This is a genomic window from Sporosarcina saromensis, assembly GCF_054901285.1.
Map to the genome: position 1 here is coordinate 1,108,861 of NZ_CM142738.1, position 25,458 is coordinate 1,134,318.

Annotated in this window: 26 protein-coding genes and 1 pseudogene; 17 read left to right on the plus strand and 10 right to left on the minus strand. The window is 41.7% G+C overall.

All coding sequences use genetic code 11. The features are described 5' to 3' along the window. Positions 1 to 27 precede the first annotated feature (27 nt). The 8 genes and pseudogenes from floT (at position 28) to ACVHUV_RS05540 (ending at position 7,774) form a co-directional block, all read left to right on the plus strand. Positions 28 to 1,565 (plus strand): annotated as a pseudogene (gene floT, locus ACVHUV_RS05505) (flotillin lipid rafts scaffold protein FloT). 319 nt (positions 1,566 to 1,884) lie between these two features. Further along, positions 1,885 to 2,583 (plus strand): ABC transporter ATP-binding protein, encoded by a 699-nt coding sequence (locus ACVHUV_RS05510; protein ID WP_317945169.1) that lies wholly within the window; start codon positions 1,885 to 1,887, stop codon positions 2,581 to 2,583. After that, complete coding sequence (locus tag ACVHUV_RS05515) at positions 2,573 to 3,844, plus strand: ABC transporter permease (protein ID WP_462086360.1); 1,272 nt, start codon at positions 2,573 to 2,575, stop codon at positions 3,842 to 3,844. The genes ACVHUV_RS05510 and ACVHUV_RS05515 overlap by 11 nt, the downstream gene beginning before the upstream one ends. Positions 3,845 to 3,926: 82 nt before the next feature. Next, entirely contained in the window at positions 3,927 to 4,208 is a 282-nt protein-coding gene (locus ACVHUV_RS05520; protein WP_462086361.1) for an NUDIX domain-containing protein, read from the plus strand. Between the two features lie 367 nt (positions 4,209 to 4,575). Continuing rightward, positions 4,576 to 5,958 (plus strand): class II fumarate hydratase, encoded by a 1,383-nt coding sequence (gene fumC, locus ACVHUV_RS05525; protein WP_462086362.1) that lies wholly within the window; start codon positions 4,576 to 4,578, stop codon positions 5,956 to 5,958. Next, positions 5,955 to 6,377: an HIT family protein gene (locus ACVHUV_RS05530; RefSeq protein ID WP_462086363.1), complete on the plus strand. Its 423-nt coding sequence runs from the start codon at positions 5,955 to 5,957 to the stop codon at positions 6,375 to 6,377. Before fumC ends, ACVHUV_RS05530 begins: the two co-directional genes overlap by 4 nt. A 64-nt stretch (positions 6,378 to 6,441) precedes the next feature. Beyond that, positions 6,442 to 6,942: a PCYCGC motif-containing (lipo)protein gene (locus tag ACVHUV_RS05535; protein ID WP_462086364.1), complete on the plus strand. Its 501-nt coding sequence runs from the start codon at positions 6,442 to 6,444 to the stop codon at positions 6,940 to 6,942. A 301-nt stretch (positions 6,943 to 7,243) separates the two neighbouring features. Continuing rightward, positions 7,244 to 7,774: a DinB family protein gene (locus tag ACVHUV_RS05540; RefSeq protein ID WP_317945159.1), complete on the plus strand. Its 531-nt coding sequence runs from the start codon at positions 7,244 to 7,246 to the stop codon at positions 7,772 to 7,774. 121 nt (positions 7,775 to 7,895) lie between these two features. Here the strand turns inward: ACVHUV_RS05540 and ACVHUV_RS05545 are convergent, their stop codons facing one another. The 3 genes from ACVHUV_RS05545 to sigV all read right to left on the minus strand — a co-directional run bounded on the left by ACVHUV_RS05545 (position 7,896) and on the right by sigV (position 9,602). Further along, positions 7,896 to 8,099, minus strand: a complete 204-nt coding sequence (locus ACVHUV_RS05545) for a hypothetical protein (protein ID WP_462086365.1) — start codon at positions 8,097 to 8,099, stop codon at positions 7,896 to 7,898. Positions 8,100 to 8,234: 135 nt separating this feature from the next. Continuing rightward, the gene (gene rsiV / locus ACVHUV_RS05550; protein WP_462086366.1) at positions 8,235 to 9,107 is read right to left on the minus strand and encodes an anti-sigma-V factor RsiV; all 873 of its coding nucleotides are present in this window, start codon (positions 9,105 to 9,107) and stop codon (positions 8,235 to 8,237) included. 6 nt (positions 9,108 to 9,113) lie between these two features. Beyond that, the gene (gene sigV, locus ACVHUV_RS05555; RefSeq protein WP_462086367.1) at positions 9,114 to 9,602 is read right to left on the minus strand and encodes an RNA polymerase sigma factor SigV; all 489 of its coding nucleotides are present in this window, start codon (positions 9,600 to 9,602) and stop codon (positions 9,114 to 9,116) included. 145 nt (positions 9,603 to 9,747) lie between these two features. Between sigV and ACVHUV_RS05560 the strand changes: the two genes are divergently transcribed. The 3 genes from ACVHUV_RS05560 to ACVHUV_RS05570 all read left to right on the plus strand — a co-directional run bounded on the left by ACVHUV_RS05560 (position 9,748) and on the right by ACVHUV_RS05570 (position 11,363). Then, on the plus strand, positions 9,748 to 10,413 hold the full coding sequence (locus tag ACVHUV_RS05560) for a Dph6-related ATP pyrophosphatase (protein ID WP_462086368.1): 666 nt from the start codon (positions 9,748 to 9,750) through the stop codon (positions 10,411 to 10,413). A gap of 147 nt (positions 10,414 to 10,560) precedes the next feature. Beyond that, positions 10,561 to 11,115 (plus strand): integrase, encoded by a 555-nt coding sequence (locus ACVHUV_RS05565; protein ID WP_462086369.1) that lies wholly within the window; start codon positions 10,561 to 10,563, stop codon positions 11,113 to 11,115. 41 nt (positions 11,116 to 11,156) lie between these two features. Then, a complete protein-coding gene (locus ACVHUV_RS05570) occupies positions 11,157 to 11,363 on the plus strand; it encodes a hypothetical protein (protein WP_462086370.1) in 207 nt (68 codons plus the stop codon). 96 nt (positions 11,364 to 11,459) lie between these two features. Here ACVHUV_RS05570 and ACVHUV_RS05575 read toward each other — a convergent pair whose 3' ends face one another. From ACVHUV_RS05575 to ACVHUV_RS05590, 4 genes are all read right to left on the minus strand, one after another. Further along, positions 11,460 to 11,786: a nucleoside triphosphate pyrophosphohydrolase gene (locus ACVHUV_RS05575; RefSeq protein WP_462086371.1), complete on the minus strand. Its 327-nt coding sequence runs from the start codon at positions 11,784 to 11,786 to the stop codon at positions 11,460 to 11,462. Positions 11,787 to 11,818: 32 nt separating this feature from the next. Beyond that, positions 11,819 to 12,271 (minus strand): NUDIX domain-containing protein, encoded by a 453-nt coding sequence (locus tag ACVHUV_RS05580; protein ID WP_462086372.1) that lies wholly within the window; start codon positions 12,269 to 12,271, stop codon positions 11,819 to 11,821. A gap of 23 nt (positions 12,272 to 12,294) precedes the next feature. Continuing rightward, entirely contained in the window at positions 12,295 to 13,461 is a 1,167-nt protein-coding gene (locus ACVHUV_RS05585; RefSeq protein WP_462086373.1) for a class I SAM-dependent methyltransferase, read from the minus strand. Between the two features lie 123 nt (positions 13,462 to 13,584). Further along, positions 13,585 to 13,905 (minus strand): winged helix-turn-helix transcriptional regulator, encoded by a 321-nt coding sequence (locus ACVHUV_RS05590; RefSeq protein ID WP_371391633.1) that lies wholly within the window; start codon positions 13,903 to 13,905, stop codon positions 13,585 to 13,587. Positions 13,906 to 14,254: 349 nt separating this feature from the next. Here ACVHUV_RS05590 and ACVHUV_RS05595 point away from each other — a divergent pair, with 349 nt between their 5' ends. Beyond that, positions 14,255 to 15,520, plus strand: a complete 1,266-nt coding sequence (locus ACVHUV_RS05595) for an MFS transporter (protein ID WP_317945143.1) — start codon at positions 14,255 to 14,257, stop codon at positions 15,518 to 15,520. An 86-nt stretch (positions 15,521 to 15,606) separates the two neighbouring features. Here the strand turns inward: ACVHUV_RS05595 and nfsA are convergent, their stop codons facing one another. Further along, positions 15,607 to 16,338 carry an oxygen-insensitive NADPH nitroreductase gene (nfsA, locus tag ACVHUV_RS05600; protein ID WP_462086374.1) on the minus strand — a complete coding sequence of 244 codons (732 nt, stop codon included), beginning with the start codon at positions 16,336 to 16,338 and terminating at the stop codon, positions 15,607 to 15,609. Between the two features lie 89 nt (positions 16,339 to 16,427). Between nfsA and ACVHUV_RS05605 the strand changes: the two genes are divergently transcribed. Together ACVHUV_RS05605 and ACVHUV_RS05610 are read left to right on the plus strand one after the other, a co-directional pair. After that, on the plus strand, positions 16,428 to 18,008 hold the full coding sequence (locus tag ACVHUV_RS05605; RefSeq protein ID WP_462086375.1) for an FMN-binding glutamate synthase family protein: 1,581 nt from the start codon (positions 16,428 to 16,430) through the stop codon (positions 18,006 to 18,008). Between the two features lie 101 nt (positions 18,009 to 18,109). Beyond that, a complete protein-coding gene (locus tag ACVHUV_RS05610; RefSeq protein WP_462086376.1) occupies positions 18,110 to 19,747 on the plus strand; it encodes an AMP-binding protein in 1,638 nt (545 codons plus the stop codon). A 165-nt stretch (positions 19,748 to 19,912) separates the two neighbouring features. Here ACVHUV_RS05610 and ACVHUV_RS05615 read toward each other — a convergent pair whose 3' ends face one another. After that, a complete protein-coding gene (locus tag ACVHUV_RS05615; protein ID WP_462086377.1) occupies positions 19,913 to 20,281 on the minus strand; it encodes a DUF2188 domain-containing protein in 369 nt (122 codons plus the stop codon). 436 nt (positions 20,282 to 20,717) lie between these two features. Next, positions 20,718 to 21,197: a nucleoside deaminase gene (locus ACVHUV_RS05620; protein ID WP_317945137.1), complete on the minus strand. Its 480-nt coding sequence runs from the start codon at positions 21,195 to 21,197 to the stop codon at positions 20,718 to 20,720. Between the two features lie 243 nt (positions 21,198 to 21,440). Between ACVHUV_RS05620 and putP the strand changes: the two genes are divergently transcribed. The 3 genes from putP (at position 21,441) to hflX (ending at position 25,080) form a co-directional block, all read left to right on the plus strand. Then, complete coding sequence (gene putP / locus ACVHUV_RS05625) at positions 21,441 to 22,928, plus strand: sodium/proline symporter PutP (RefSeq protein WP_317945136.1); 1,488 nt, start codon at positions 21,441 to 21,443, stop codon at positions 22,926 to 22,928. Between the two features lie 148 nt (positions 22,929 to 23,076). Then, positions 23,077 to 23,772, plus strand: a complete 696-nt coding sequence (locus ACVHUV_RS05630) for a VOC family protein (protein WP_371391627.1) — start codon at positions 23,077 to 23,079, stop codon at positions 23,770 to 23,772. 36 nt (positions 23,773 to 23,808) lie between these two features. Next, complete coding sequence (gene hflX, locus ACVHUV_RS05635; RefSeq protein ID WP_462086378.1) at positions 23,809 to 25,080, plus strand: GTPase HflX; 1,272 nt, start codon at positions 23,809 to 23,811, stop codon at positions 25,078 to 25,080. Positions 25,081 to 25,458 lie beyond the last annotated feature (378 nt).

Genomic DNA, 25,458 nt, shown 5'->3' on the forward strand with positions numbered 1-25,458 from the left:
AAAATGAATAAAGGGGGAAATTGAACGATGGAATTGTTTATCATTATTGGGATTGTCGCATTCATTTTATTGGCAATCGTACTCGTCTACATTACGAAGTACAAGACAGTTGGTCCGGATGAAGCACTTATCGTAACGGGTAGTTATTTAGGAAGCAAAAACGTACATACGGATGATTCGGGCAACCGCGTGAAAATCATCCGTGGCGGTGGTACATTCGTCTTCCCGGTATTCCAACAATCTGAGCCACTCAGCTTGTTATCAAGCAAGCTCGAAGTAACGACACCTGAAGTCTATACGGAACAAGGCGTTCCAGTCATGGCAGATGGGACAGCAATCATTAAGATCGGAGGTTCGATTCCTGAAATCGCGACGGCAGCGGAGCAGTTTTTAGGGAAATCGAAACAAGACCGCGAAAATGAAGCAAAAGAAGTGTTGGAGGGTCATCTACGTTCAATCCTTGGTTCGATGACAGTTGAAGAGATTTACAAGAACCGTGACAAGTTTTCCCAAGAAGTGCAACGTGTTGCTTCACAAGACTTAGCGAAAATGGGGCTTATTATCGTTTCATTTACAATTAAGGATGTTCGTGATAAAAACGGTTACTTGGATTCCCTTGGTAAACCGCGCATCGCACAAGTAAGACGTGACGCAGATATCGCAACAGCAGAAGCAGAAAAAGAGACACGTATTAAAAATGCAGAAGCAGCGAAGGAAGCACAAAAAGCTGAAATTGAGCGTGCAACTGAAATTGCCGAAGCAGAAAAAGAAAACCAATTGAAAGTGGCTGAATATCGCCGCGAGCAAGATATCGCAAAAGCACGCGCCGACCAAGCGTATGAGTTGGAATCCGCTCGTGCGAAGCAAGAAGTTACGGAACAAGAAATGCAAGTACGGATTATTGAGCGTCAAAAGCAAATTGAACTAGAAGAGAAAGAGATTCTTCGTCGTGAAAAGCAATACGACTCTGAAGTGAAGAAGAAAGCGGATGCGGATCGTTACGCGATTGAGCAAAACGCGGCGGCTGACAAATCCCGTCAAATGGCTGAAGCTGAAGCGGAAAAATACCGCATCGAAGCACGAGCTGCAGCCGAAGCTGAAAAAATCCGCTTAGACGGTCAAGCAAAAGCCGACTCACAACGTGCGCAAGGTGAGTCTGAAGCAGAAGTTATCCGACTAAAAGGTCTCGCTGAAGCCGAAGCGAAACGTAAAATTGCAGAAGCGTTCGAACAATACGGTCAAGCGGCTGTCCTTGATATGATTGTCCGCATGATCCTGAATATGCGAAACAAGTTGCAAGCCCACTTTCCAACATTGACAAGATTACAGTTGTCGACACAGGGAGCGGTGAAGGCGGCGGTGCAAACAAAGTGACATCCTACGCAACGAACTTAATGTCCACTTTGCAAGAGTCACTTAAAGCATCCTCCGGCATCGACGTAAAAGAGATGATGGAAAGCTACGTCGGTAAAAACAACCTTCGCCCGAGCATCGATAATCTGACGGAAGAGTTACGCGTCAAGAAAACAGCACCTACAAAAGTCGAAGAGACGCAAGAAGAATAATTTTTATAAGCAGAACACCCAGTATCGCTTTGGCGGTAATGGGTGTTCTTTTCCGTGCTCTAAAAATTTGGTTACGTAAAAATAGGTGTCTCGTTTACATAGCGGTATTTCCCGAGTCAAAATAGCTTCTCCCACGTCCAATGTGCAGCGTTCCAGGCAGCCGTTCCTTGCCTAAAGTAGCCCCTCCCGCATCCAGTGAAGTAACCCCCATCTCCCTCTATAACCTCCTCACCTTAAGAATTTCTTCATATTTCCCCTTACTCTCCCTTAAGATTCTCCCTGTACACTAGCATTTAGTTACTACGTTGGAGGGATTCGCATGATACAGGTACAGGAATTATCACATGCATTCAAAATAGGAAAGAAAGGCAAAGAGAAGCAAGTACCGGTCCTAAAAGGCTTATCGTTTTCTGTTGAAAAAGGCGAGATTGTCTCGATTGTCGGACGGAGTGGATCGGGGAAGTCGACGTTGCTACATATTATGGCAGGCTTTCTAAAACCGGACAAAGGCATTATTGAAGTGAATGGGGTAAAAACATCGGTTTTCAATGAAGCCGAAAGTGCCCAATTTCGACTTGCAAATTTCGGATTCATATTTCAAAATTTCCAACTCATGCCTGGATTAACGGCGTTTGAAAACATCGAACTGCCGCTTAAATTGAGAGGGGATAATAAGCATGTCCGGACACAAAAAGTGAAAGACATACTTCAGCATGTCGGCCTGACCGATGTACAAAAACATTATCCGAACGAGTTATCAGGGGGACAACAACAACGGGTCAGCATTGCGCGTGCATTAGTAACGGATCCACCCATTATTTTTGCGGACGAGCCTACCGGAAGCCTGGATTCAGAAACGGAACAGGATATCCTCCTGCTCATTCAATCACTAAACCAAACACGAGGTATCACGTTTGTCATCATTACGCATGACGATACAGTAGCAGAAACGGCAAACCGTATATATAGGATGCATGACGGAGAGTTAGTGGAAAGAGGTGTGACCCATGCAATTTAAAGATCAACTGAACTTCGTTGGCCAACATATTAAAAAGAACAAACTACGTGTCTTCATGACCATTCTTGCTGCGACAATGGGGACTGCTTTCCTAATCGTTCTCGCTTCAGTCGGATTCGGCGTGCACGATACGATGCGAAACGAGATTTTAGATAATCGATTGGTCAATCAAATAGAGATATATGGGGATGGAACAGAAGAAATAAACGTGGAAGCACTAAAAAAACGAGAACATGTCAAAGCTGTCGTCTACCGTCAATCCGTAGGGGTACGACAAGAATCAAAACTGGATGATTTCAGTGGCTCTCATGAACTGATTATCACAGACTTCAGTGAAGAGGAAAAGGTCGGTTTTGCCCTACAGGAAGGACGTTTGCCTCAGAATGAACACGAAGTTGTCGTCGGGAGTCACTTTGCTGACAATCTTTATGAACAAAGTACCAAAGAAACGGCTGATGAACCAAACACTTATAAAGGTTCTTTAATTGGTAAGCAGTTTACATACAAAATGGGCTTGTATGATGAACCAGAGCTGTTCCCAGAAGAAACGCCCCTTACTATTGTTGGAATAGCAAAAGAGCCTGCAAAAGATTGGGAAATGGATTTGAAAATCTATGCGGACGCAGCAATCATCAACGCATTAGAGCCGATCTTTCGTACGCATGTTGAAGATGAATACAGCGGATTATTCTATGGCAATGTGACAGTGTACGCCGATAACCTTGAAAACGTCACACGCGTGAGCCAAACTTTAAAAGACGACGGCTACGCGGTCTATTCGATCGCAGATCAATTGGAACAAATTGACGTCTTCTTTCTAGCATTTAAAGCAGGACTTGTCTTCGTTGGAACAATAGCGATATTAATAGCATCTATCGGCATTTTCAATACAATGACGATGGCTGTTACTGAGCGAACACGTGAAATTGGTGTCATGAAAGCGTTAGGAGCAAGCCCTAAACTCATTCAGCGCTTATTCCTTATGGAAAGTGCGTGGATTGGAATCGTCGGTACAATTAATGCGGTTGCCATTTCGTATGGTGTCAGTTTCATTGCGAATATGCTCTTGCCGCTTATTGTAACAGCGGCTCTTGGGCAAGAAGAAATAGGTGAATTGAACGTCACATTTTCTATCATTCCATGGCAACTCGTCTTAATCGCTTCAGCCATAAGTATTACAGTCGCAATGCTATCTGGATGGCGTCCAGCACGTAAAGCGACCAAAATTGATGTAATCCAAGCGTTGCGACAAGAATTGTAGTATACTTATTGTTAATTTTTTATTCTGAAAAAAGTGATCTAGACTCGGGAAACCGGGTCTTTTCGGTTGCAAGGGGGATACTATGAATTACATTCAAACGATGCGACAACTGATTGGAAATGAAACGCTATTGACGATTGGCTGTGGGGTTATTTTAGTTGAGAACGAAAAAATATTACTGCAACACCGAACGGATGAGGATAATTGGTGTATCCCAGGCGGCATGATGGAGCTCGGAGAAACGTTTGAAGAGACAGCCATACGAGAGACACGTGAAGAAACAGGTCTTACGGTAAAAGAGTTGAACCTATTTGGTCTGTATTTAGGCGAGTCATGCTTTGTGACGTACCCAAACGGTGACTAAGCATACAGTGTGCAAATCATATTTCAATCCGCACACTATGAAGGGAACCTAATCCATACGGGTGTGGAGACAAAAGAACATCAATTTTTTCACAGACATGAACTGCCACAAAATTTGAATCCAAGACAAGAACAATTCATTCGAGAATGGGCAAACGGAAAAACGAGTAAGTAAGAAAATTAGCTTTCTCGGTGATATAAGAAACGGATCAGCAATGCGCTATAGTATCTATTTTTCTATTAGACAAATCTGACCTGATCCCATACATCTTAAACGACAAAACGGGTCTTTTTATTTCATTCGCAAAAAGGTGTATGATGAAAGAAGAAGTTTTCTTTTATTTCTAATTAGGAAAGGCGGAGAAGTAATGGATTATCGAATTGAGCATGATACGTTTGGAGAAATTAAAGTCCCGGCAGATAAATTATGGGGTGCGCAAACACAACGCAGTCGGCAAAACTTTAAAATTGGAGGCGAACAGATTCCACTTGGCGTTATTAAGGCGTTCGCCCATCTGAAAAAATCAGCGGCCATTGCGAGTCACTCCTTTGGCAATCTTTCCGAATTGAAAATGAAAGCGATCGCAACAGCAGCGGATGAAGTACTCGAAGGAAAATGGGACGACCAATTCCCGCTCGTCGTTTGGCAAACGGGTAGTGGTACGCAATCCAATATGAATATGAATGAAGTGCTAGCGAACCGAGGCAATCAGCTATTGGAAGAATGGGGCGAAGTAGACCGCCTACATCCAAATGACGACGTCAACAAATCGCAAAGTTCGAACGACACGTTCCCAACAGCACTGCATGTCGCAGGCGTTATCGCTGTTGAACGTGAATTGTTGCCGGCATTGGCTCAATTAAAAGCGACATTACAAAATAAATCCGAAGCATTCATGGATATTATTAAAATCGGTCGCACGCATTTACAAGACGCGACGCCACTGACACTAGGACAAGAAATCAGCGGATGGCATCGTATGCTTGAAAAAACGGAAAAAATGTTGAAGGACAGTGTCCAATCCATGAAAGAACTGGCCATTGGCGGAACGGCAGTCGGTACAGGACTCAATGCGCCAAAAGGTTTCGGTGAAAAAGTGGCCGAAGAAATCTCCAAGTCGGTCGGCATCTCATTCACATCAGCGGAAAACAAATTCCACGCACTCACGAGTTATGATGAAGTCGTCTATACACACGGTGCCATGAAGGCACTGGCAGCGGATTTGATGAAAATCGCGAACGACGTACGGTGGTTAGCAAGTGGCCCGCGTTCAGGTATTGGGGAAATCACGATACCAGAAAACGAGCCAGGTAGTTCCATCATGCCTGGTAAAGTGAATCCCACGCAAAGTGAAGCGCTCACAATGGTTGTCGCCCAAGTGATGGGGAACGATGCAACAATCGGTTTTGCAGCAAGCCAAGGGAATTTTGAACTGAACGTATTCAAACCTGTTATCATCTACAACTTCCTGCAAAGTGCTAAATTACTCGCAGACGGTATGATTAGCTTCAATGATAATTGTGCAGTAGGGATTGAACCGAACAGAGAAGAAATTAATCTTAAAGTGAAAAATTCACTCATGCTTGTCACGGCATTGAACCCACATATCGGCTACGAAAACGCGGCGAAAATTGCTAAGACGGCGCATAAGGAAGGGACAACGTTGAAAGAAGCGGCTTTGAAAACGGGTTTATTGACGGAAGAACAGTTTGATGAATATGTAGATCCATCTAAAATGATTGGGCAATGATTGTTATGAAAGAAAAGAATTGTCCATACTGTCAGTTGACTGCAGATCCAGAACAACAAATTATCTTTGAGACAGCTACTTGCGCGTATATCCAAAAGCCTTCCGAACAAAAAGTGCTGGAAGGTAGCGGATTAATCGTACCGAAGCGCCATGTTGTGGATGTATTTTCGTTAACAGCTGAAGAGTGGCAGGATACGCAAGAGCTGTTGTTAAAAGCAAAAGCGTATTTGGAAGAGCAATTTGGTCATGAAGGCTATACAGTCGGTTGGAATACAGGTGAAGTAGCAGGTCAATCGATTCCGCATGCTCACTTGCACGTCATTCCACGATTTGCGGATGAGCCGCTTGCCGGAAAAGGAATTCGATATTGGATAAAACAAAAGGAAAATAGACGGAATACATTGTCCACAAAATTGTAACCCTTTTTCCAATAAAAGTCCGTTATGATGAAGGGACAACTACGTATTAAAGGAGTAGACTTGAATGAAAAAGAGCCTCATGCCTATACTGTTAATTGTTATTCTTGTCCTTTCAGCTTGTGGAAGTAAGGCGCAACAAGACGAGCACAACGAAGAAATGGAAGTTGGTCATGAAAAGCATTTGCCAAATGGCGATTTGCAAGAAGTGACTGCATCTGCAACAGAATTACCGAAGTTCTTAGATGACAAACCGGAAGACATGCAACTGGTCTATCAAGTTGCAGCAAGTGCTTCTGACGTGCTCACATACATGCCTTGCTACTGCGGATGTGGAGAAAGTGCAGGTCACGGCAGTAACTTGAACTGTTTCGTTGATGAAATTCGAGAAGACGGTTCTGTCGTATGGGACGATCACGGCACACGTTGCCTTGTCTGCTTGGAAATTGCAGTGAAATCCGTACAGATGAAACAAGAAGGCAAGTCGTTGAAGGAAATCCGCGAATACATTGACGAAACTTACAATGAAGGATACGCAAAACCAACTGACACACCGATGCCTGCATAAATAGCTGAAAAGCTGCCCTGTGTGAAAAAGGGGCAGCTTTTTGTATGGAGATAAGTAGGTCTTGGAATAGAATTTTTCAATTCGTAAGAACCTTTCCTCAAGGCGTTGATTAACCCACCGTAACCCACTCCCGCACGAATGCATAAACCTCAACATAGCATTAAGCAACCATACAATCGCCACATTCTACATTTTATTTTTCTGAATTTGTTTCTAGCACTTTAAATTTTCTTTAAAACATCGTATGCTGTGTGAGAGAAAATGAGTTTGATATTCCGTTCGGAAATGAGGGAGAGATGGAATGGTTTTTGAAGGGAATAATAAAGTCAGAAGAAAAATCTATCAAGCAATCGATGGATTAACGGATCATGAATTTAACGAAAAGCCGTCAACAGGCGGATGGTCACCAAAGCAGATTTTGGAGCACCTCGCATTGATGGAAACATATATAGCTGCAAGAATTTCAGGTGAATTGAAGAATCCTGATAGCCCGAAAGCTTCTAAAAGAATCATCATGTTGCCGGGAAGTGTGGTACTGAAAGATCAACTTCCTGAGCAAACGGAACCGACGGAACACTACAAAACAATATCGGAAATGAAAGAAGAACTTCACAATTCGCGAATTTATCTTCTTGATGTGTATGACGCAAGTTGCAAAGACGCCCTAAAAGAGAAGTCGCTTGAGCATCCGAATATTGGTTCGATCCCGTTACATCAATGGTTCCCATTTGTTGGAATGTATGAAAAGTGTCATTTGAAACAACTGCGAAAAACAATAGATTGCCTGCTAGTGCATGGTGCGTCGACGGGAAAAACAGATATTGTTGAGTAAAATCCCTATTGCTAAATGCTTAGGGATTTTTCCATTTTAACCTTGCCACGCGATGACGATAAAGGTCGTCCAGAAAATCGAGGTACCAACGAGTAATGAACTAAACAAATTAAACAAAATATCACTTCCTATTAAACCATTTTTTTTGATAGGAAATTACCATAAACACAACTGAAAGAATGGAACATCCATAAGACAAACCGACACCGACATAAAACCAACTAAACGATTGTCCTCCCCAATAGAACATGTTCTGGAATAACTGGCTGAACACGAAGCCGATAATGGCGAAAAGCATTGCCAACAGCGTATGTTTTTTACTCATTTCTTCACCCCTTATTCATAACAACGAATGACTCCGTTAGAAAGTTCCGAAAAAATGTTTGCGCAAAAAAATGCGTGTCGCCAACTTAATTGACGCACGCACAGTTCGTAGTTGTTGTACCGATCTACATGCATTTTATTTTATATATAAATCACTGACGAGCAAATCGTTAAGAATTTCCGACGGTATTTCAAATGTGACGAGTCCCATATAACCTGGAGCGATTTCATATTTGTCGAACGAAATCACAAGCTTTCCTTTTTCTGTGATATAGAATGATTGATTGGCATCAATTGAAGTGAAACCTTCACCAAATTCTTCTTCTGTAAAATACGAAATATTTTCGTCTTCGGCCATTTGCCTTGTAATTTCATCTGAAATATAAGCGCTAATAACGGGAATGTACTGCTCATTTTTAAACAAACTTGGCAATGTAATGAGCACGTTATCGACTTTATCAATCGTATCGTATTGCATTGTCGTAGAGGAAGATGCGACAGTGTTCACTTGATAGCGTCCGATGGAAAGAATGCGATCAGTATCGGTTTTCACCTCATACCCTACATCCATACCTAAGTGTCCGCCACCTGCTATTTCAATTTCTTTCATCTCTAATTCAAATTGCTTATACAGTTCTTTGTTTTCCTCCAAATACTTTTCATTCAATGAAGCTTGTAATTCCTCATCTTCCAACCCTGTAATGTGTGGCGTAGATACATCGGCTTGGTACGTCTTCTCTTCAAATGCGACCTGATGGATTGTTAGCACTTCAACAATCGAACCTAACACTGGAACGTTACCCATCGCTTGTGCCAATGAAGGGCTGACGTTAATGCTGCCGATGAAAATTGCAGCCGCTGCAGCTGCTCCGACGAATGAATTACGTAAGCGATTCCCTTTTCGCTTTTGTCCTTTTGCTTGTCGAATGGCGTCTGAGACAACGCTGTTCAACTCTGCTGGAATTTCAATGTCCTCATAGTGCTTTTTCAATTTATCGATGTTTTTCAATGCGATTTACTCCTCTCCCAATTCAACACGTAATTTTCGTAGTGCTGCATATAAACGGGTTTTTACGGTATTGACATTTTCGCTAGTAATCTCCGCAATCTCTTCAATTTTCAAGTCTTCAAAAAAACGTAAGAAGATGATTGTTTTATACGTTGGCGACAAGTTATCGACAGCGTCTTGTAAGTCAAAATCATGCACAGTATTTTCTGTTGAAGGCAAATGCAAGTCCAGTATTTCATCCGACATAATGGATACACGTTGGTGTTTTCGGATGAAATCAATGGCGGTGTTTACTAAAATTCGGTAGAACCAGGTCTTCATATATTTTACTTCTTCGAGGCGATCGATGGATTTCAATGCTTTTACAATTGCCTCTTGGATAATATCGAGTGCATTTTCCTTGTTCTTTACATAACTGAAGGCCAATCGATAATGGGCTTGTTGGTTTTCTAGTATAAATCTTTCTAGTTGATCGAACTTATCCTTTTTTGTCATGACAATTGGGTCACCTTCTTGATTATTGACGTATCGCGATAGCGTCTCACTAGTATGGACGGTCAATGAACGAAAATAGTTTGATTTGGAAATAAAATATGTATGCTATAATTTTACAAACATCTTGAAAAGGACGTGTTGTGTGATGAAACAACAACCATTCGTTGCTTCTTGGAGTGGTGGGAAAGACTCTGCGTTAGCCTATTATCGTGCTGTGAAGAGTGGTGGTGTACCAAAGCGTATTTGGACAATGTTTGAAGAAGATAAAGAGCGTTCGAAATCACATGCGCTTCCACTAGCAATCATTCAAGCGCAAGCAGATAGTATAGGCGTACCGCTTATGATAAGAGGGGCAAATTGGGGAAGTTATGAGCAACAATTTTTAGACGCTATGCAAGAGTGTGTGGAAGAAGGAATCCCAAACGGAGTTTTTGGAGATATCGATTTGGAAGATCATTTGACATGGGTGCAGACAACATGTTCAAAAGTAGGTATGGAAGCGATCCACCCGTTATGGATGGAACCTCGACGTGCTTTGTTGGAAGAATTCATTCACGCTGGATTTGAAGCGTACATTGTCGTTGTAAACACGAAATTAATGCCTGCTGCATTTAACGGTCGGAAATTTACAATCAATCTTATGGATGAACTTGAAGCACTCGGCATTGATGCGTGTGGAGAATCAGGGGAATTTCATACAGTTGTTGTGGATGGACCGATTTTTAAGCAACGGATTCCAATAAAGTTTACTGGGCGGCATGAACATGGAGGTTATGTGTTTATGGAGGTAGGAGTGGATGAAGGAAAATGAAGTTCTTCTCTAAGGATAACTGAAACAAGGTGGGAAATTGCTGGATACGCCTTGAAAAATCAATAATTATTTTATACAATAGATAAAGTTTAATGAGTACTACCTATTAATAAAAATAGAAAATAGCTATACAGTCAGGGGAAGAGGATGTACGTTACAAAACACGAGATTTTCAGCATCATTAAGACTACGATGCGAACCGTCAATATGGACATGGAACTGAAAGATGAACACACTGGGGTTAACATGATGTACGATTTCATCAAGGATGAAGTACTTGTAGATTGCAACCGGGTGCAGGAAGCGTGCCAGGAGTTAGATAAACAGATACCGTTACGAACCTATGTAGAAATTATCACCATTCATGAACTTGGTCACGCCATGGACAGGGAAGCGCTTCTAGCTTCACTTGACCGTGCGGTTGAGTTGTACGAAGCGAAAAAAATGGTCGCAGCTGAAAACTGGGCGACTGATATACCGTTCATTACAATGCGGCTTGAGGAGCTTTCGACAGATATCGCCTTTGAAAAAACGGCATGGGCAAATGCTGAAATGTTGAACCGATTTTTTGAAGTTGTCGACTGGGATTGTTTTGAGATGGTAAGGACTCACAGTCTATCAACTTATGAAAAGTTGTTTGAACAAGAATTGAAGTGCTATGAAGAACTAATGGAGCAAGATGCAGTGCATACATTACAATAGTATTTACGGTACATAACCGGTTCAAGCAGGCGTTTATCTGCTTGAGGGCAACGAGGAGATGGGGAATCATCGTTAATGTGGAAGACGTAATTTTTACAAGTGTTTTTATCATCGGCATTATTTTTCTTGTGGTGTTTCTTGTTAAGATCGCTAGAATCTCAAAAGACAATCGAAAGTTGAAAAAGACCATGATTGAACACCAAGTAGACGAGTTAACCAAAAGGGTAGAAAAGCTGGAAAAGAAGTAATTACACGGTTTACTGCGTAACAAAATAAAAAGCTGACATGAAACAGATTTCCTTCATGTCAGCTTTATTGTATTAGTTGCTCCCGAAAGGCGAACTTCACTCATCCTCAACATCAATTAAGAAGATCCGTTCTTCAAACCCGCCACGTTTCTCTGCTTTTTGCTGACGTATTTTTTCTAATTCCTCCACGGAAAATCCTTGGGACATAGCGGCAGCGTGTAAAAGTTCCAGTAGGTCTGCGAGTTCTTCGATGGCATCATCTGGCGTTTCTGCTGCATCATACTCAGCCAATTCCTCATGCATTTTTCGATTTACTTCGACAATGTACTCTTCTTCGCTTAATACCTTCGTCGAACAAAGTTTGCCTGATTTCTCGATAATAGTCGGTATGAAATCCCGCACTAGTTTATGATATGTCGGCAAAGATTCACCCCCTAAAAACTTTCCATAAAGTATCAGATACTTATCGACTTCAACAACAGCATATCAACTTCATCAACCGTACCAATTTCCTTAAGTAAATCCCAAAGCATTATTTCGGACGTTTCGTTATTAATCAAAAATGGTTCGAGCTTATCAAGAGATGCAACGTAAACAGGGTTATATTTGAAAGTGCCGTTCTCAAGTTTTTTCGCCTGTAAAAGACCCAGGAATGTTAACTGATCAACAGTTTGCCCGGTTTCTTCAAAAAGCTCTCGTTGTGCACATTCTTTTGCAGTTTCTCCTGCTTCTCTTTTTCCAGCAGGTAATTCCCATTGTTCTCTCCAAGTGTTGTAGCACATCAGGTATTTTTCAGAACAACTCAATATTGCAAATGAACCTGCGATTGGTTGAAAGGAATCCAGTTCTTCTTCCTTACACATCAAAAAATCCACAAATTCATACCCGTTGTTTTTCGTTTTGATCAATGCCCTGCCTTCTTTCAATCTATTTATAAATACCCGGCATCCGCAAGTTCCTTCTCCAAAAACGGTTTTGCCTGCAACATTTCCCTGAAAGCTATATACTTTGCAAATTTGTCATCGTTCGCTTTCTTCCCGGTAAAATAGGCACGAATCAATATGTTTTTAGGCGTATGCTCCATATCGATGAACTCGAGTAGCTGTGCGTCATATCCGACAAGTGCTAACAGCTCGGCGCGGATGGAATCGGTGGCAAGGGCAGCGAACCGCTCCTTAATAAGACCGTGTTGTAACATGACGTCCAGAGCAGGTGATTCAATTTGGGAAAACAATTCGTGTTGGCAACAAGGGACACTTAGAATGACCTTGGCGCCCCACTTGACTGCTCGAGCAAGTGCCATGTCTGTAGCGACATCACATGCATGCAAGGTGACGACCATGTCTACAGCAGTTTCGTCGTTGTAGTCATTAATATCACCAACGAGGAATTCAAGCTGTTCATAACCAAGATCATGCGCAATGCGATTGCATTCTTCGATGACTTCTTTCTTTAAATCTAGGCCGGTCACACGGATATCCATTCCTTTTTCAACATGTAAATAATGATAAAGTGCAAACGTCAAATAAGACTTTCCGGAACCGAAATCTAAAATGCGAACTGGACGGTCCTTCGGCAAGTGAGCAAGTGCGTCGTCAATGAACTCGACAAACCGATTAATTTGACGGAATTTATCGTATTTCTGCTTCTTTACTTTCCCTTCTTGTGACTGTACTCCTAAGCTGATCAGGAAAGGATAAGGCGTTTCCTCATCCAATAAATAATTCTTTTTCCGATTGTGTGATAGATTTACGACCTTCTTCACCTCGGCCTTCTCAGCTTTCCAAGATACCTTGTATTTCTTGGTCAGTTGGATATGCACATTCTCGTCAGTGAACTCTGCTTGCATCTGTTTAAACTGCTCTAATTGTTGTTGTAAGGCAGAACGGATATCTTCTAGTTTTACGTTGTCATGCTTCAAAATACGATCATAATGGTATTCAAACTGGATATGCATGTCATTCTTTATTTGAACAGGTTTTAGTTTCACCTTTCCGAGTCCGGTCGATTTATAGCGGGGCTGACTAATTGTTCCTTTGATGAAGGTGCCCTCTTCCATCCGGCGGGCAATCGTTTCAATCAGTTCGTCAAAAAGCATCTTCTAGTACCTCATTTCGTGCGAGTGTGTATGTATTACCATACCAAAAAAGAACCCACAAAGGTGACTCTAAAGCATTGTGGGTTCTTGAAAGTATTGATCTTTAGGTTGCAGTGAACTTTATCATAGCCAATGTTTTGCCCAGTCTTGAATTGGTTTTAATGCTTTTCCTAGGTCTTGGCCTTTTTGTGTTAATGAATATTCTGTTCGAATCGGTCGATCTGTAATGACTTGACGGAAGACGATACCAATATCTTCAAGCTCTTTCACTCGTTCTGTAAGCATGCGGTTACTCAGTTCAGGGATTTGAGAATTAATTTCACTGAATCTTTTAGGTTCTTTCATTAAGGAACATATGATTGTGCACATCCACTTTTTCTCAATGATTTGATAGGCAGCATTGATTTTTGTGTAAACGTCTTCCGAGTTTCTTGTTTTGGTCAATCCAATCGCCCTTTCTTACATATTTCAAAAAACAATAGTAAATAACGAATAGTATTAACTTACAGTAGTCTGTTAATTCTATCATAATACCGTTAAAACTTGTAGCATATCAAGAGTCAAAAAATGTCCTATTTATGGTATTGACAACTAGGTTCAAACAGGCTATCATCGTTACGGAAAATAACTTAGGTACTATAAGTTACTTATAAACACTTTTGTTGAATAGCTGGGTTGACGAACACACGCTAGGACACGCTTTTGCGCATAGCTTGTCTACTATCACAACATAGTTTGTATAATTTAGTACTAGCAATAGAAAACACCAAAGAGAAGAAATGAGGATTTCTACATGAGTGTTCAAAAGAAAAGAATTCACTATGCTTGGTGGGTTTTAGTAGGTTTAGTTTTAATGGTTGGTCTTGCAAAAGGTGGCATAATGACAGCTGGTGGCTTGTTTTTAACACCTGTAACCGAAGACCTTGGAATAGGTATGGGGAGTTTAACGTTATATTTTAGTATTTCTTCCATCGTCACGATGTTGTTCCTTCCGATTGCTGGAAAGTTGATGGCGAAATATGATATTCGTATCCTGCTAATCGTTGCGATTGTCTTGCAAGGTGGAGCGTTTGCGATGTTTGGTTTGATGAACTCCGTATGGGGTTGGTATTTGTTCTCAATTCCGATGGCGATGGGATCTGTATTTACAGGTCAGATGGCTGGTCCAGTTCTTGTCAATAGATGGTTTAAAAAGCATAATGGTTTGGCAATGGGGATTATCATTTCTTCAGGTGGACTATTCGGTGCAATACTTCAACCAGCGGCAGGGAATTTGATTGCTAGTGAAGGTTGGAGAAACACGTATATGATTCTAGGACTTGGCGTAATGGCGATTGTCATTCCTGTTGTATTATTGACGATCCGTATGGCACCAAAGCAAAAAGGTCTTCAACCATACGGTATGGCTGAAATGCCAATTGATGCGGCACAAACTGCAGCATCAGTGGCTGAAACAGGTGTAACTTCAGCAGTCGCGAAAAAATCGAGTGCGTTTTATATGTTAGTGCTCTTCTTCTTCCTGTTGACGTCAATTGCAAGTTTTAATCAGCACGTCGCACCATTTGCAATGGGCTTAGGGTACGACATTAAATTTGCAGGTAATGCAATGGGTGGTTGGTCACTTGGTGTTGTTATTGGAGCCCTAGTATTAGGCTTCCTAAGCGATAAAATTGGTGTAAAGAACACATCAATCTTCTCTATGTTGTTAGGGGTTGTTCCGATCGTCATTTTGCTGTTCGTCCCTGGTAACAAAATGATGTTTACAATAGCTGTTTTCATTCTAGGCTTCGTTATTGCAGCACTTGGAACGTTAGGACCGTTGTTGACGACAGCACTCTTTGGTAACAAAGAATATAGTCAAATTTATGCATTAGCAGCAATCGGTTTAGCGGTAGCAGGTATTGTCGCACTTCCTTTATACGGTTTTATCTACCAAATGACAGGTAGTTATACAACAGTACTTTATGCGATTATTGCAATGTTTGTCTTAAACGTAGTCGCAATACTTTTCGCTTTCAAAGGGAAAAAGAAATTAGAGACTGCTGGTTTGTGGAGTTAAATCGAATACTTATAGGAATAAACCATCTGTCTGTTAGCTGAAGAGGCTAGCAGACGGATGGTTTTTCTTGTGCACACAAGCACTTGTCAGTTCATTTCAAAACCTTGTTGGATGAGGAATTCTTTCATATACGTACGTTTTGGCTCGGATAGGAAATCTGCCATTTGCAAGGACCATTCCGTATCCTTCTGGTTGGATCCGCGATTAAGATAATACGCATGCATCGTCTGATCATATGCTTGTAAAAGCTCCTCATATTTGTCGCTGTCATAGCCATTCTCGTGAATAACAGCTTCAACAGGTAACCTAGGTTTCACTTCATTCGCTTCGTCAGGTACGCCGATTGTCATAGCGAACAATGGAACAACCCCTTTTGGTAATTGAAATAGCTCACTTATTTCATGTGGTGCATTCCGGACGCCTCCGATATAACAGATGCCGTATCCTTGGCTTTCAGCAGCAATGGCGACATTTTGGGCAAATAAAGCAACATCCACTGCACCTACTAAAAGATTTTCGGTATACGAATAATCAATATCCTTTTGATGAAGCGCCCCTGCTTTTTCTAATCGACAATAGTCGGCACAGAACAGAAGAACAGCCCCTGCTGAAAGAATTTGTCGTTTATTCTTAGAAAGCTCAGCTAATTGCTCGCGCTTTTCCTGCTCGGTCACGTAGATGACAGAATAGGCTTGGACAAAGTGAGAGCTAGCGGCATGCTGTCCAGCGTGAATGAATTCATACACTTTTTCTTTTGGTAGAGTGAGATTCTTGTATTTTCGGACAGATGCATGTGCAGTTAATAATTCGATGACCATTACGTTTCCTCCTAATTGTTTAAGTATTCTATAGTTAGTGAATAGATTAATGGTACACTACAAAAATCCGTTCGAAAAGGGGTGTCGAGATGAGTTGGTTGGAAAGTATTTCGATGACGACAACAGTCATTCTCCTATTTTTAGTCGTCATTCCAATACTGACAGCACTATTTCTTTATTTCTATGATAAAAGGCAAAAGCAGCATGCGATTCTACGGAACTATCCGATTTTAGGCCGCATGCGGTATGTGCTTGAAAAGACAGGTCCAGAACTTCGACAATATTTGTTTGACGATGACAATGACGGTGAACCATTTAATCGGGAAGAATATTTACATATGGTCATGCCAGGCAAGTATTTAAACAATGTTATCGGTTTCGGGTCCAAACGAAATTTTGACGAGGCAGGCTATTATATTCGAAATGCGATGTTCACAAAGCAGAATGAGGAAATGCGTGTGGACAATGAAACCCTCATCCATACAATGCGTTACAGGATTGATAACGATAATTTATTTTCCCGCAAGGAGCATCGTGAAGAAATTCCAACGATGCCGTGGTTATTACCAGATGAGGATGCAATTATTATCGGACCGAATTGCGAACATCCTTTTCACGTAAGAAGTTTGCTTGGACAATCTGGGATGAGCTACGGAGCGCTTGGTGAAAATGCGATTACAGCACTGTCGAAAGGAATCGGGTTGGCAAAAGAAGCGTGGATGAATACGGGTGAAGGTGGACTATCCCCTTATCATTTGGAAGGTGATGCGCACATTATTGCACAAATTGGCTCTGGCCTCTTTGGATTCCGAACGGAGGATGGCGAATTCAGTTGGGAAAGATTACGAGAAAAAGCGGAAATCCCACAAGTGAAAGCTTTTGAAATTAAACTCGCGCAAGGTGCCAAAATGCGCGGTGGTCATGTCGAAGGAGAGAAAGTAACCGAGGAAATTGCTAAGATCCGGAATGTAGTACCGTATACGACCATTAATAGTCCGAACCGGTTCAAGCAGTTCTCGGATTATCCGACATTATTTGACTTTATCGAAAAAATACGAAATCATAGCGGAAAACCTGTTGGGATAAAAGTAGTGATTGGTGGGAAAGAAGACGCAGAAGAGCTGGCTTCATTCATGGAGGAAACGGGAAAAGGGCCCGACTTTATTTCCTTGGACGGTGCGGAAGGTGGCTCCGGTGCTACGTACCAAGATTTAGCTGATAGTGTCGGACTGCCTTTGAAATCTGCACTCATGCTTCTCGATGATGCATTGAAGAAACATGGCGTACGTGATGAAGTGAAAATTATTGCATCTGGCAAAATTACAACGCCTGATAAGGCTGCATTGGCATTGGCAATGGGAGCCGATCTCGTACAAATCGCCCGCGGATTCATGATTTCCGTCGGTTGTATTATGGCGCACCGTTGTCACACAAACGATTGCCCTGCAGGTGTTGCAACAACCGATAAAAACTTGCAGAGAGGACTTGTCGTAGAAGAAAAGAAGTATCGGGTAACGAATTATATATTGACGATGCGTGAAGGATTGTTCCGCATTGCAGCAGCGGCCGGTCTTGATTCACCGACGAAATTAGAACGCCATCACGTCGTTTATAAAGACGAGAGGGGTCGTGTCTTCCCGTTAGATAATTTGGGCGAATCGTATAGGTAATCGTGAATAAGGCTGACAATTGAATAAATTTACCTACTACTCCTTCCGAATTTTGTGATAATATGTAACTAACAATAGATTTTTAGAAAGGGGATAGGTGGATGTCTTTGTTAAATCAAACAGTTGGAGAAGTCGTGAAAGAATGGACACAAAAGAATCCGGACAAGGAAGCTTATGTGTATCCCGAACATGGAATTCGCAAGACTTATCGAGAGTTCGACCAGGAGACGGATGAACTGGCGAAGGCATTCATCGGGATGGGGATAAAAAAAGGGGAGCATGTCGCGATTTGGTCGGACAATAAGCCTCAATGGTTATTGAGTCAATTTGCTACCGGTAAGATGGGAGCCGTTCTCGTTACCGTCAACACGAATTATCAAGCCAATGAATTGGAGTACCTCTTAAAACAATCAGATGCAACGACATTGATCGTAGACGAGGGTTTTAAAGGAACAAGTTACATCGATATTATCCGTTCTATCTGTCCCGAGTTAAATGATAAGGAAGATGACTTCGTAACAAGCCAACGATTGCCTAAGTTAAAAAGAATCATTCTGATGACCGATAAGCAAGAGGCGGGCATTTATAAGTGGTCCGAATTTTTAGCGCATGCAGATGGAATTACGGATGATGAGCTGAAGAAACGACAGCAATCCATGACAGCCGATGATGTGATTAACATTCAATATACGTCAGGAACAACGGGGTTTCCAAAAGGGGTCATGTTGACGCATCATAATCTCGTCAATAACGGAAAAATTATCGGTGATTTTATGAAATTAACGAACGAAGACCGAGTTTGTATTCCGGTACCATTCTTTCATTGTTTCGGATGTGTGCTAGGTAATTTAGCAGCTGTGACACATGGAGCTACAATGGTAATTGTAGAGCAATTTGATCCGTTACGTGTACTGCAAGCAGTACAAGACGAAAAGTGCACTGCGTTACACGGTGTTCCGACGATGTTCATTTCAGAATTGAATCATCCTGATTTTAAAAAGTATGATACATCTTCATTGCGCACTGGCATTATGGCAGGCTCTACATGCCCGATTGAAGTGATGAAACGCGTCATTTCGGATATGGGTGCTCATGAAATTACAATTTGCTATGGACAAACGGAATGTTCGCCGGTCATTACACAAACGCAAACGGATGACCCAATTGAAAAACGCGTATCCACTGTTGGTAAACCACATCCATATGTGGAAGTGAAAATCATAGATCCAATGACGGGTGAAGAAGTGCCTGTTGGAGAACCAGGAGAACTTTGCACGCGCGGTTACCACGTTATGAAGGGTTATTATAATAACGAAGAGGCGACACGTGAAGCGATCGATGAAAAAGGATGGTTACGTACAGGTGATATCGCGGTCATGGATGAAGAAGGCTATATTGATATTACTGGGCGGATAAAGGATGTCATCATTCGAGGTGGGGAAAATATCTATCCGCGAGAAGTCGAAGAATTTCTTTACACTCATCCTGCCGTTTTGGATGTGCAAATTGTTGGAGTGCCTGATGAGAAGTATGGCGAGGAAGTCATGGCTTGGATTATTCCAAAGAAAGGTGCTGCCATTGACGAAGAATCTATACGTAGTTTCTGTAAAGGGCAAATTTCTCACCATAAGATCCCCCGGTTCATTCATTTTGTAGAGGAGTACCCAATGACGGCTTCTGGGAAAATCCAAAAGTTCAAACTTCGAGAAATGTCGGTAGAAGAAGTGGTGAGCCGGTAATTGAAAGAGTGAGTTGTGTGAGGTCCTTACACACTTGCTTAAACAACGAGGTAAATACAAACCGCCAGGAACCAATGATTATGAAAATGGTTTCTGGCGTTTTTTTGTCGTTAACTAGATGTATGAAACAGTGGCTGAAGTCCATGCTACATACGGAATTCAATGTTATGCATACAATGTTTGTTCGTGGGAACCATCTTCATGGTAAATTGTAAGGCTGCCGTTATGTTCATTGACATAGGGTTTCGCTTTTTCTAACAGTTCATGCTTTGTCGTTTCTTTAAAGATTGCTCGTTCGCCATTTTTCTTCATCAATATCCAATCATAGTCTCTGGAAAAAGCTTCATAAGTCGTTTGAGTTTCCGAATTATCACCTTGTACGTATTCACGAGCTTTTGCAGTCGCTATGGATATCGCGCGACCTTCTTCGTTTCCTTCGCGCAACAATGCATTTGCAATTTCAATTGCTTTTTCTCTAACATCAGAATCCAAGTTTTTAAATGAATCGGGATAATCATTTTTCATCCACGGCATACTACATCCCTCCTTACTAGACGATTCCCTAAATGGAAGACGTTAAACTTGAAAGGGAATAGGTAGTAGTGGAGGCATTGTGACTTGGATAGGCGGTTATTGAGCTAGTTATGCTGATATTTGAGGAAGAATGCGGAGATTGAGTAGTTTATGCGGTTATATGAGGAAGAATGCAGCTTTTGCTCTAATTATGCCGTGATTTCAGGAGTTATGCTGAGTTATGGCCAGATCTGAGTAGGAATGCGGGCCATCTCCAGTAACGCGGGAGAAAAATGCCGAACGAACGTTTGTCGCGCTAAATGCCGTTAGCCATCTATGATTTTATTAGCAGCAGACCGTCAAATGAAAACGCAACATGCTGAGTGAGAAGTCACAGTAAGTATTGCAGTTGTTTGACCAAAACTTCATAGTGATAATAGGAAATTGACTTGGCAAGTCAATTTCCTGAAGTGGAACCATTCCTTTTTTGGAAAACGAGGAAGGGATCTAGGGCATTGTCGGTTTTTAGTTGGATAAACGGAACTGAACGTTTGTCAGGGTCTATAGATTGGTCTGGAAAGAAGTTTTTTAAGGGATTAGCAAAACCGGTCTCTTCAGCTGCTTCTACTTTGTTGCATGCATAATAGATTTTCCCTACTTTTGCCCAATAAGCCGCACCTAAGCACATAGGGCATGGTTCACCGCTAGCGTATAAAATACAATCGGAAAGATCAGTTGTTTGTAAGGTTGTACATGCTTCACGAATGGCAAGCAGTTCTGCATGTGCGGAAGGGTCTTGTGCGATGTGAACACGATTTGTTCCTTGCCCGAGAACATTGCCGTTTTTCACAAGGAGTGCAGCAAAAGGACCGCCACCTTGCTCAACATTTTCTATTGCCATCTCAATTGTCTTTTGTAACCATTGTTCGTGTGTCATTCTGTCTCCTCCTGTCGAGTTCTGTTCATTTCCCGGGAAATCTGTTGAAAATGATGGAATAAAGTTAGTTTGTTTGGTTCTGCCTTTGTAGATGATTATAACGGAAAATTGTCTGTTCGTCAGATAGTACGCCGAATAGTAAAAATTCATAGATGTATCAGAGAAAACTTTCTTGTTTTTACCACTTTATATTTCAACACAAAATGCTATGATTAAAACGATAAAATAGATAGGGGGGACACTATGTCTACTGAACAATTGTATCAACTCATATCAATCGTTCTTTATTTAGCTCTTATGTTATTCATCGGTTGGTATGCCTTTAAAAGGACAACGAACTTAACCGACTACATGTTAGGTGGACGTTCATTAGGGCCTGCAGTTACAGCATTGAGTGCAGGAGCATCCGATATGTCAGGTTGGCTACTAATGGGGTTACCGGGTGCAATATATGCGGGTGGCCTTGTTGAAGCCTGGATTGCTGTCGGTTTAACGATAGGTGCGTATTTGAACTGGTTGCTTGTAGCGCCGCGTCTACGCTCGTATACGCAAGTGTCCAACGATTCCATCACTATTCCTAGTTACTTAGAGAATCGCTTGAAAGACAAGTCCAGATTATTGCGGATTGCATCAGGACTAATCATTCTCGTGTTCTTTACGTTCTATGTGTCATCAGGTATGGTAGCAGGTGGAAAGTTCTTCTTAAGTTCTTTTGGCTTGGATTATCATGTCGGTTTATTAATTGTATCGGCAGTTGTAATCGCATACACGCTTTTTGGCGGATTTTTAGCGGTAAGTTATACAGATTTCATTCAAGGATTAACGATGTTCTTGGCACTTCTGTTAGTTCCCATTGTTGGGCTGTTTTTGACGGGTGGTTTGGCAGAAACGTCAGCAAGTATTACAGAAGTAAATCCTGACTTTTTTAACATTGTAAAAGGAGCAACAGCTGCAGGTATAATTTCATCTCTTGCTTGGGGCTTGGGTTATTTTGGTCAACCACATATCATTGTTCGATTTATGGCGATCAGTTCAGTAAAAGAGACAAAGAGTGCACGTCGCATTGGTATCGGTTGGATGATATTGAGCTTATTCGGTGCAATCGCAACAGCGCTTGTAGGTGTTGCGTATTACAAACAAAATCCGGATGTCAGCTTAGCTGATCCTGAGACTGTATTCATTGCACTTGGCCAAATCATTTTCCATCCACTCATTGCAGGGATTATGCTAGCTGCAGTATTGGCAGCTGTTATGAGTACGATTTCTTCACAATTGATTGTAACGTCATCAGCGTTAATTGAAGACTTGTACAAAGCCGTGATGAAGTCGGACGCGACAGATAAGCATTATGTCTTTTTAGGTAGGATGGCAGTACTTGTCGTTTCTTTAATTGCGATGGTGCTTGCTTGGCCGAATAAAGAATCGATTTTAAAACTGGTATCGTTTGCTTGGGCTGGTTTCGGTGGTGCATTCGGACCGATTATCATCTTATCCCTTTATTGGCGTAAACTTACGTCGCAAGGCGCGTTATGGGGAATGGTGGCAGGAGCAATTACGGTCGGTATTTGGGGGAACGTTGAAGCGTTGTCCGATATGCTGTATGAAATTGTACCTGGGTTCATCATTTGTTTAATCGTAACGTGGATTGTCAGCTTGATGACATTTAAACCGAATGCAGACATTGACAAAGAATTTTACGATGCTGTGGAAATGGTAAAAAAAGAACGATAATGCTTGAAGAATGACTTAAAAAAGAACCGTGGGTAACCAATTTGTAAAACGATTGGCTGCCGACGGTTTTTATTTTATCTTGTCAGGTGCCACTGTTCGTATACATATGATACGCTATTGAAAAGAATGGTAATAGGGGGTCGTGCAGTTGAAGTTGGATCATGTCGTATACTTTACGCATAAAAGTCCGGATGAAATCGTAGATCAGTTGCAACAAGATGGACAGCATGCAGTTGTTGGAGGACGTCATGAGAAATGGGGTACGCATAATGCGTTAATGTACGTCAAAAATGCTTATATTGAATGGTTAGCAGTTGAAAAGCTTGAGCTGGCAGAACGCGTTGACCATCCGCTAACAAGACTGTTGTTACACGATGTAAAGATTCAAGAGGGTTGGGGAACACTTTGTTTATCTGTCGAAAATATAGAAGCCTTTAACGAAGAGTTGCAAAATAAAGGATTCTTGACATCTGGTGTGTTGGACGCCCAACGAAGAACCACGAGTGGAGAAATAAAAAGATGGAAGATGCTTTTTATCAATCAACCGATTTCAAATGAACTTCCTTACCCGTTTTTCATAGAGTGGGAAGAGCCGGAGCAGCTCCGTTTCGACAAACTGAGAGCTGAAGGAGCACTTGTTGAATCCAATGAGAAGAAGGTTATACAGCAATGTGTATTTCATGTTGAAGACCCTTTAGGTGTGACGGGTGAGTGGGCGGTTTTATTATCCGCGAAAGTCGACGATAACCATACAATCTCGCTTAACAATGTGACACTACGATTTATTGAACATGAAGGTGGGGTTGAGCGGTTAAAAGAAGTGGTGATTTCCACTGACAAGTAAGCATAGACAAGTTGATGTGGAAGGGGTTTTGGATGTATGGAGTTGTTAATTGAACGGGCGATTCTTGTTGGCGTACAAGAACAGAATGCTGAGCATTTTGCGTATGAAATGGAAGAATTGAAAAATTTAGCGGAAGCGATTGATGTGGAAGTTGTCGGCAAGGTCACACAAAACCTTGAACGAAGGCACTCGTCCCTTTATGTCGGAAAAGGGAAAGTAGAAGAGGTAAAACGTTTCTATGAAGAGACAGAAGCCAACTTGGTCATCTTCAATGATGAATTATCGCCTTCCCAAATTAGAAATCTAGAACAAGAACTTGCGGTGAAAGTCATTGACCGGACGATGCTTATTCTGGATATCTTTGCAAGGCGAGCAAGGACGCATGAAGCGCGGATGCAAGTGGAACTAGCCCAGCTACAATATACGCTTCCTCGATTAGTCGGATTACGTGCTTCATTAAGCAGGCAAGGAGGCGGTACAGGGGGCGGTTTCCAGAACAAAGGTGCCGGAGAAACGAAATTGGAACTCGATAGACGAAAGATTGAAGATCAAATTGCAAAGTTGCGAAAAGATTTGGAGCAAGTGCGGGACCGTAGAGATACGCAGCGTAAGCAACGGAAGAAGAGCGGTATTCCTGTCGTGTCGATTGTTGGGTATACGAATGCCGGAAAATCGACGTTAATGAATGGATTATTACGGTTAATGGATGAAGAAAGTGCGAAGCAGGTGTATGAGGAGAACATGCTCTTCGCTACGCTGGATACGTCCGTTAGGCATTTGAAGTTGGCTGATAACAAAGAGTTTTTACTTACAGATACAGTCGGATTTGTTTCAAAGCTTCCTCATCATCTTGTCAAAGCTTTCCGTTCGACATTGGAAGAGGCAAGTGAAGCGGATCTTTTATTGCATGTTGTCGATGTGTCCAATGAAGAATACCGGTATATGATGGATGTAACGAATGAGACGTTGCAAGATATTGGAGTAGAAAACATTACGACGATTAATGTCTATAACAAGTCTGACTTAGCGAACGTACCTTATCCGAAACTAGAAGGGGATAGTGTATGGATTTCTGCGAAAGAAACGGACAGTTTGGTTGAATTAATCGGCGCCATAAAGAGAAAGATTTTTGAGCAATACATTACGTGCAAGCTGCTCATTCCGTTTGATCGTGGTGATATTGTTTCTTATCTAAATGACAAAGCCAATGTTAAAAAGACCGAATACGAAGAAGAGGGAACGCTTATGACGGTTGAAATGGATGCGTATGAAAAGAAAAGGTTAGAGGCGTTCATCGTTAGTCACTAATTCAGCAAATGTCTGTACACAACAAAAAACTGCACTGACAAGGTTACATGTCAGTGCAGTTCTTATCTATAAAGAGAAAGGGGGGTGGGATGGTATTAGTATGCCCGATTTACATAAAGTTAAACATTGATACTCCAAAGTGTACTGAAATGCTGTGTTAATGTATCATGCTAAACAGGATTTTAGTAAAGCGGATTTTAAATGTAGTCTGACTTATGTTGTCGCACAGAAATGCCTTTTGTAATAGTGGTTTGTTGGAAGGAACAATGAATCAAAGGTCCCGAATTGGCGATAACTTTGTCTATCCAATCGAATAAATTGTGAATTCGATGGATAACAAACGCACATTCCATAAATCGACAAGCGCATGTTGAGTGA

What these genes read in the sequence shown, in the direction of transcription:
- ACVHUV_RS05510 (WP_317945169.1), top strand. Translation starts at nt 1,885, where the DNA reads ATGATACAGGTACAGGAATTATCACATGCATTCAAAATAGGAAAGAAA.
- ACVHUV_RS05515 (WP_462086360.1), top strand. Translation starts at nt 2,573, where the DNA reads ATGCAATTTAAAGATCAACTGAACTTCGTTGGCCAACATATTAAAAAG.
- ACVHUV_RS05520 (WP_462086361.1), top strand. Translation starts at nt 3,927, where the DNA reads ATGAATTACATTCAAACGATGCGACAACTGATTGGAAATGAAACGCTA.
- fumC (WP_462086362.1), top strand. Translation starts at nt 4,576, where the DNA reads ATGGATTATCGAATTGAGCATGATACGTTTGGAGAAATTAAAGTCCCG.
- ACVHUV_RS05530 (WP_462086363.1), top strand. Translation starts at nt 5,955, where the DNA reads ATGATTGTTATGAAAGAAAAGAATTGTCCATACTGTCAGTTGACTGCA.
- ACVHUV_RS05535 (WP_462086364.1), top strand. Translation starts at nt 6,442, where the DNA reads ATGAAAAAGAGCCTCATGCCTATACTGTTAATTGTTATTCTTGTCCTT.
- ACVHUV_RS05540 (WP_317945159.1), top strand. Translation starts at nt 7,244, where the DNA reads ATGGTTTTTGAAGGGAATAATAAAGTCAGAAGAAAAATCTATCAAGCA.
- ACVHUV_RS05545 (WP_462086365.1), bottom strand. Translation starts at nt 8,099, where the DNA reads ATGAGTAAAAAACATACGCTGTTGGCAATGCTTTTCGCCATTATCGGC.
- sigV (WP_462086367.1), bottom strand. Translation starts at nt 9,602, where the DNA reads ATGACAAAAAAGGATAAGTTCGATCAACTAGAAAGATTTATACTAGAA.
- ACVHUV_RS05560 (WP_462086368.1), top strand. Translation starts at nt 9,748, where the DNA reads ATGAAACAACAACCATTCGTTGCTTCTTGGAGTGGTGGGAAAGACTCT.
- ACVHUV_RS05565 (WP_462086369.1), top strand. Translation starts at nt 10,561, where the DNA reads ATGTACGTTACAAAACACGAGATTTTCAGCATCATTAAGACTACGATG.
- ACVHUV_RS05585 (WP_462086373.1), bottom strand. Translation starts at nt 13,461, where the DNA reads ATGCTTTTTGACGAACTGATTGAAACGATTGCCCGCCGGATGGAAGAG.
- ACVHUV_RS05595 (WP_317945143.1), top strand. Translation starts at nt 14,255, where the DNA reads ATGAGTGTTCAAAAGAAAAGAATTCACTATGCTTGGTGGGTTTTAGTA.
- nfsA (WP_462086374.1), bottom strand. Translation starts at nt 16,338, where the DNA reads ATGGTCATCGAATTATTAACTGCACATGCATCTGTCCGAAAATACAAG.
- ACVHUV_RS05605 (WP_462086375.1), top strand. Translation starts at nt 16,428, where the DNA reads ATGAGTTGGTTGGAAAGTATTTCGATGACGACAACAGTCATTCTCCTA.
- ACVHUV_RS05610 (WP_462086376.1), top strand. Translation starts at nt 18,110, where the DNA reads ATGTCTTTGTTAAATCAAACAGTTGGAGAAGTCGTGAAAGAATGGACA.
- ACVHUV_RS05615 (WP_462086377.1), bottom strand. Translation starts at nt 20,281, where the DNA reads ATGCCGTGGATGAAAAATGATTATCCCGATTCATTTAAAAACTTGGAT.
- ACVHUV_RS05620 (WP_317945137.1), bottom strand. Translation starts at nt 21,197, where the DNA reads ATGACACACGAACAATGGTTACAAAAGACAATTGAGATGGCAATAGAA.
- putP (WP_317945136.1), top strand. Translation starts at nt 21,441, where the DNA reads ATGTCTACTGAACAATTGTATCAACTCATATCAATCGTTCTTTATTTA.
- hflX (WP_462086378.1), top strand. Translation starts at nt 23,809, where the DNA reads ATGGAGTTGTTAATTGAACGGGCGATTCTTGTTGGCGTACAAGAACAG.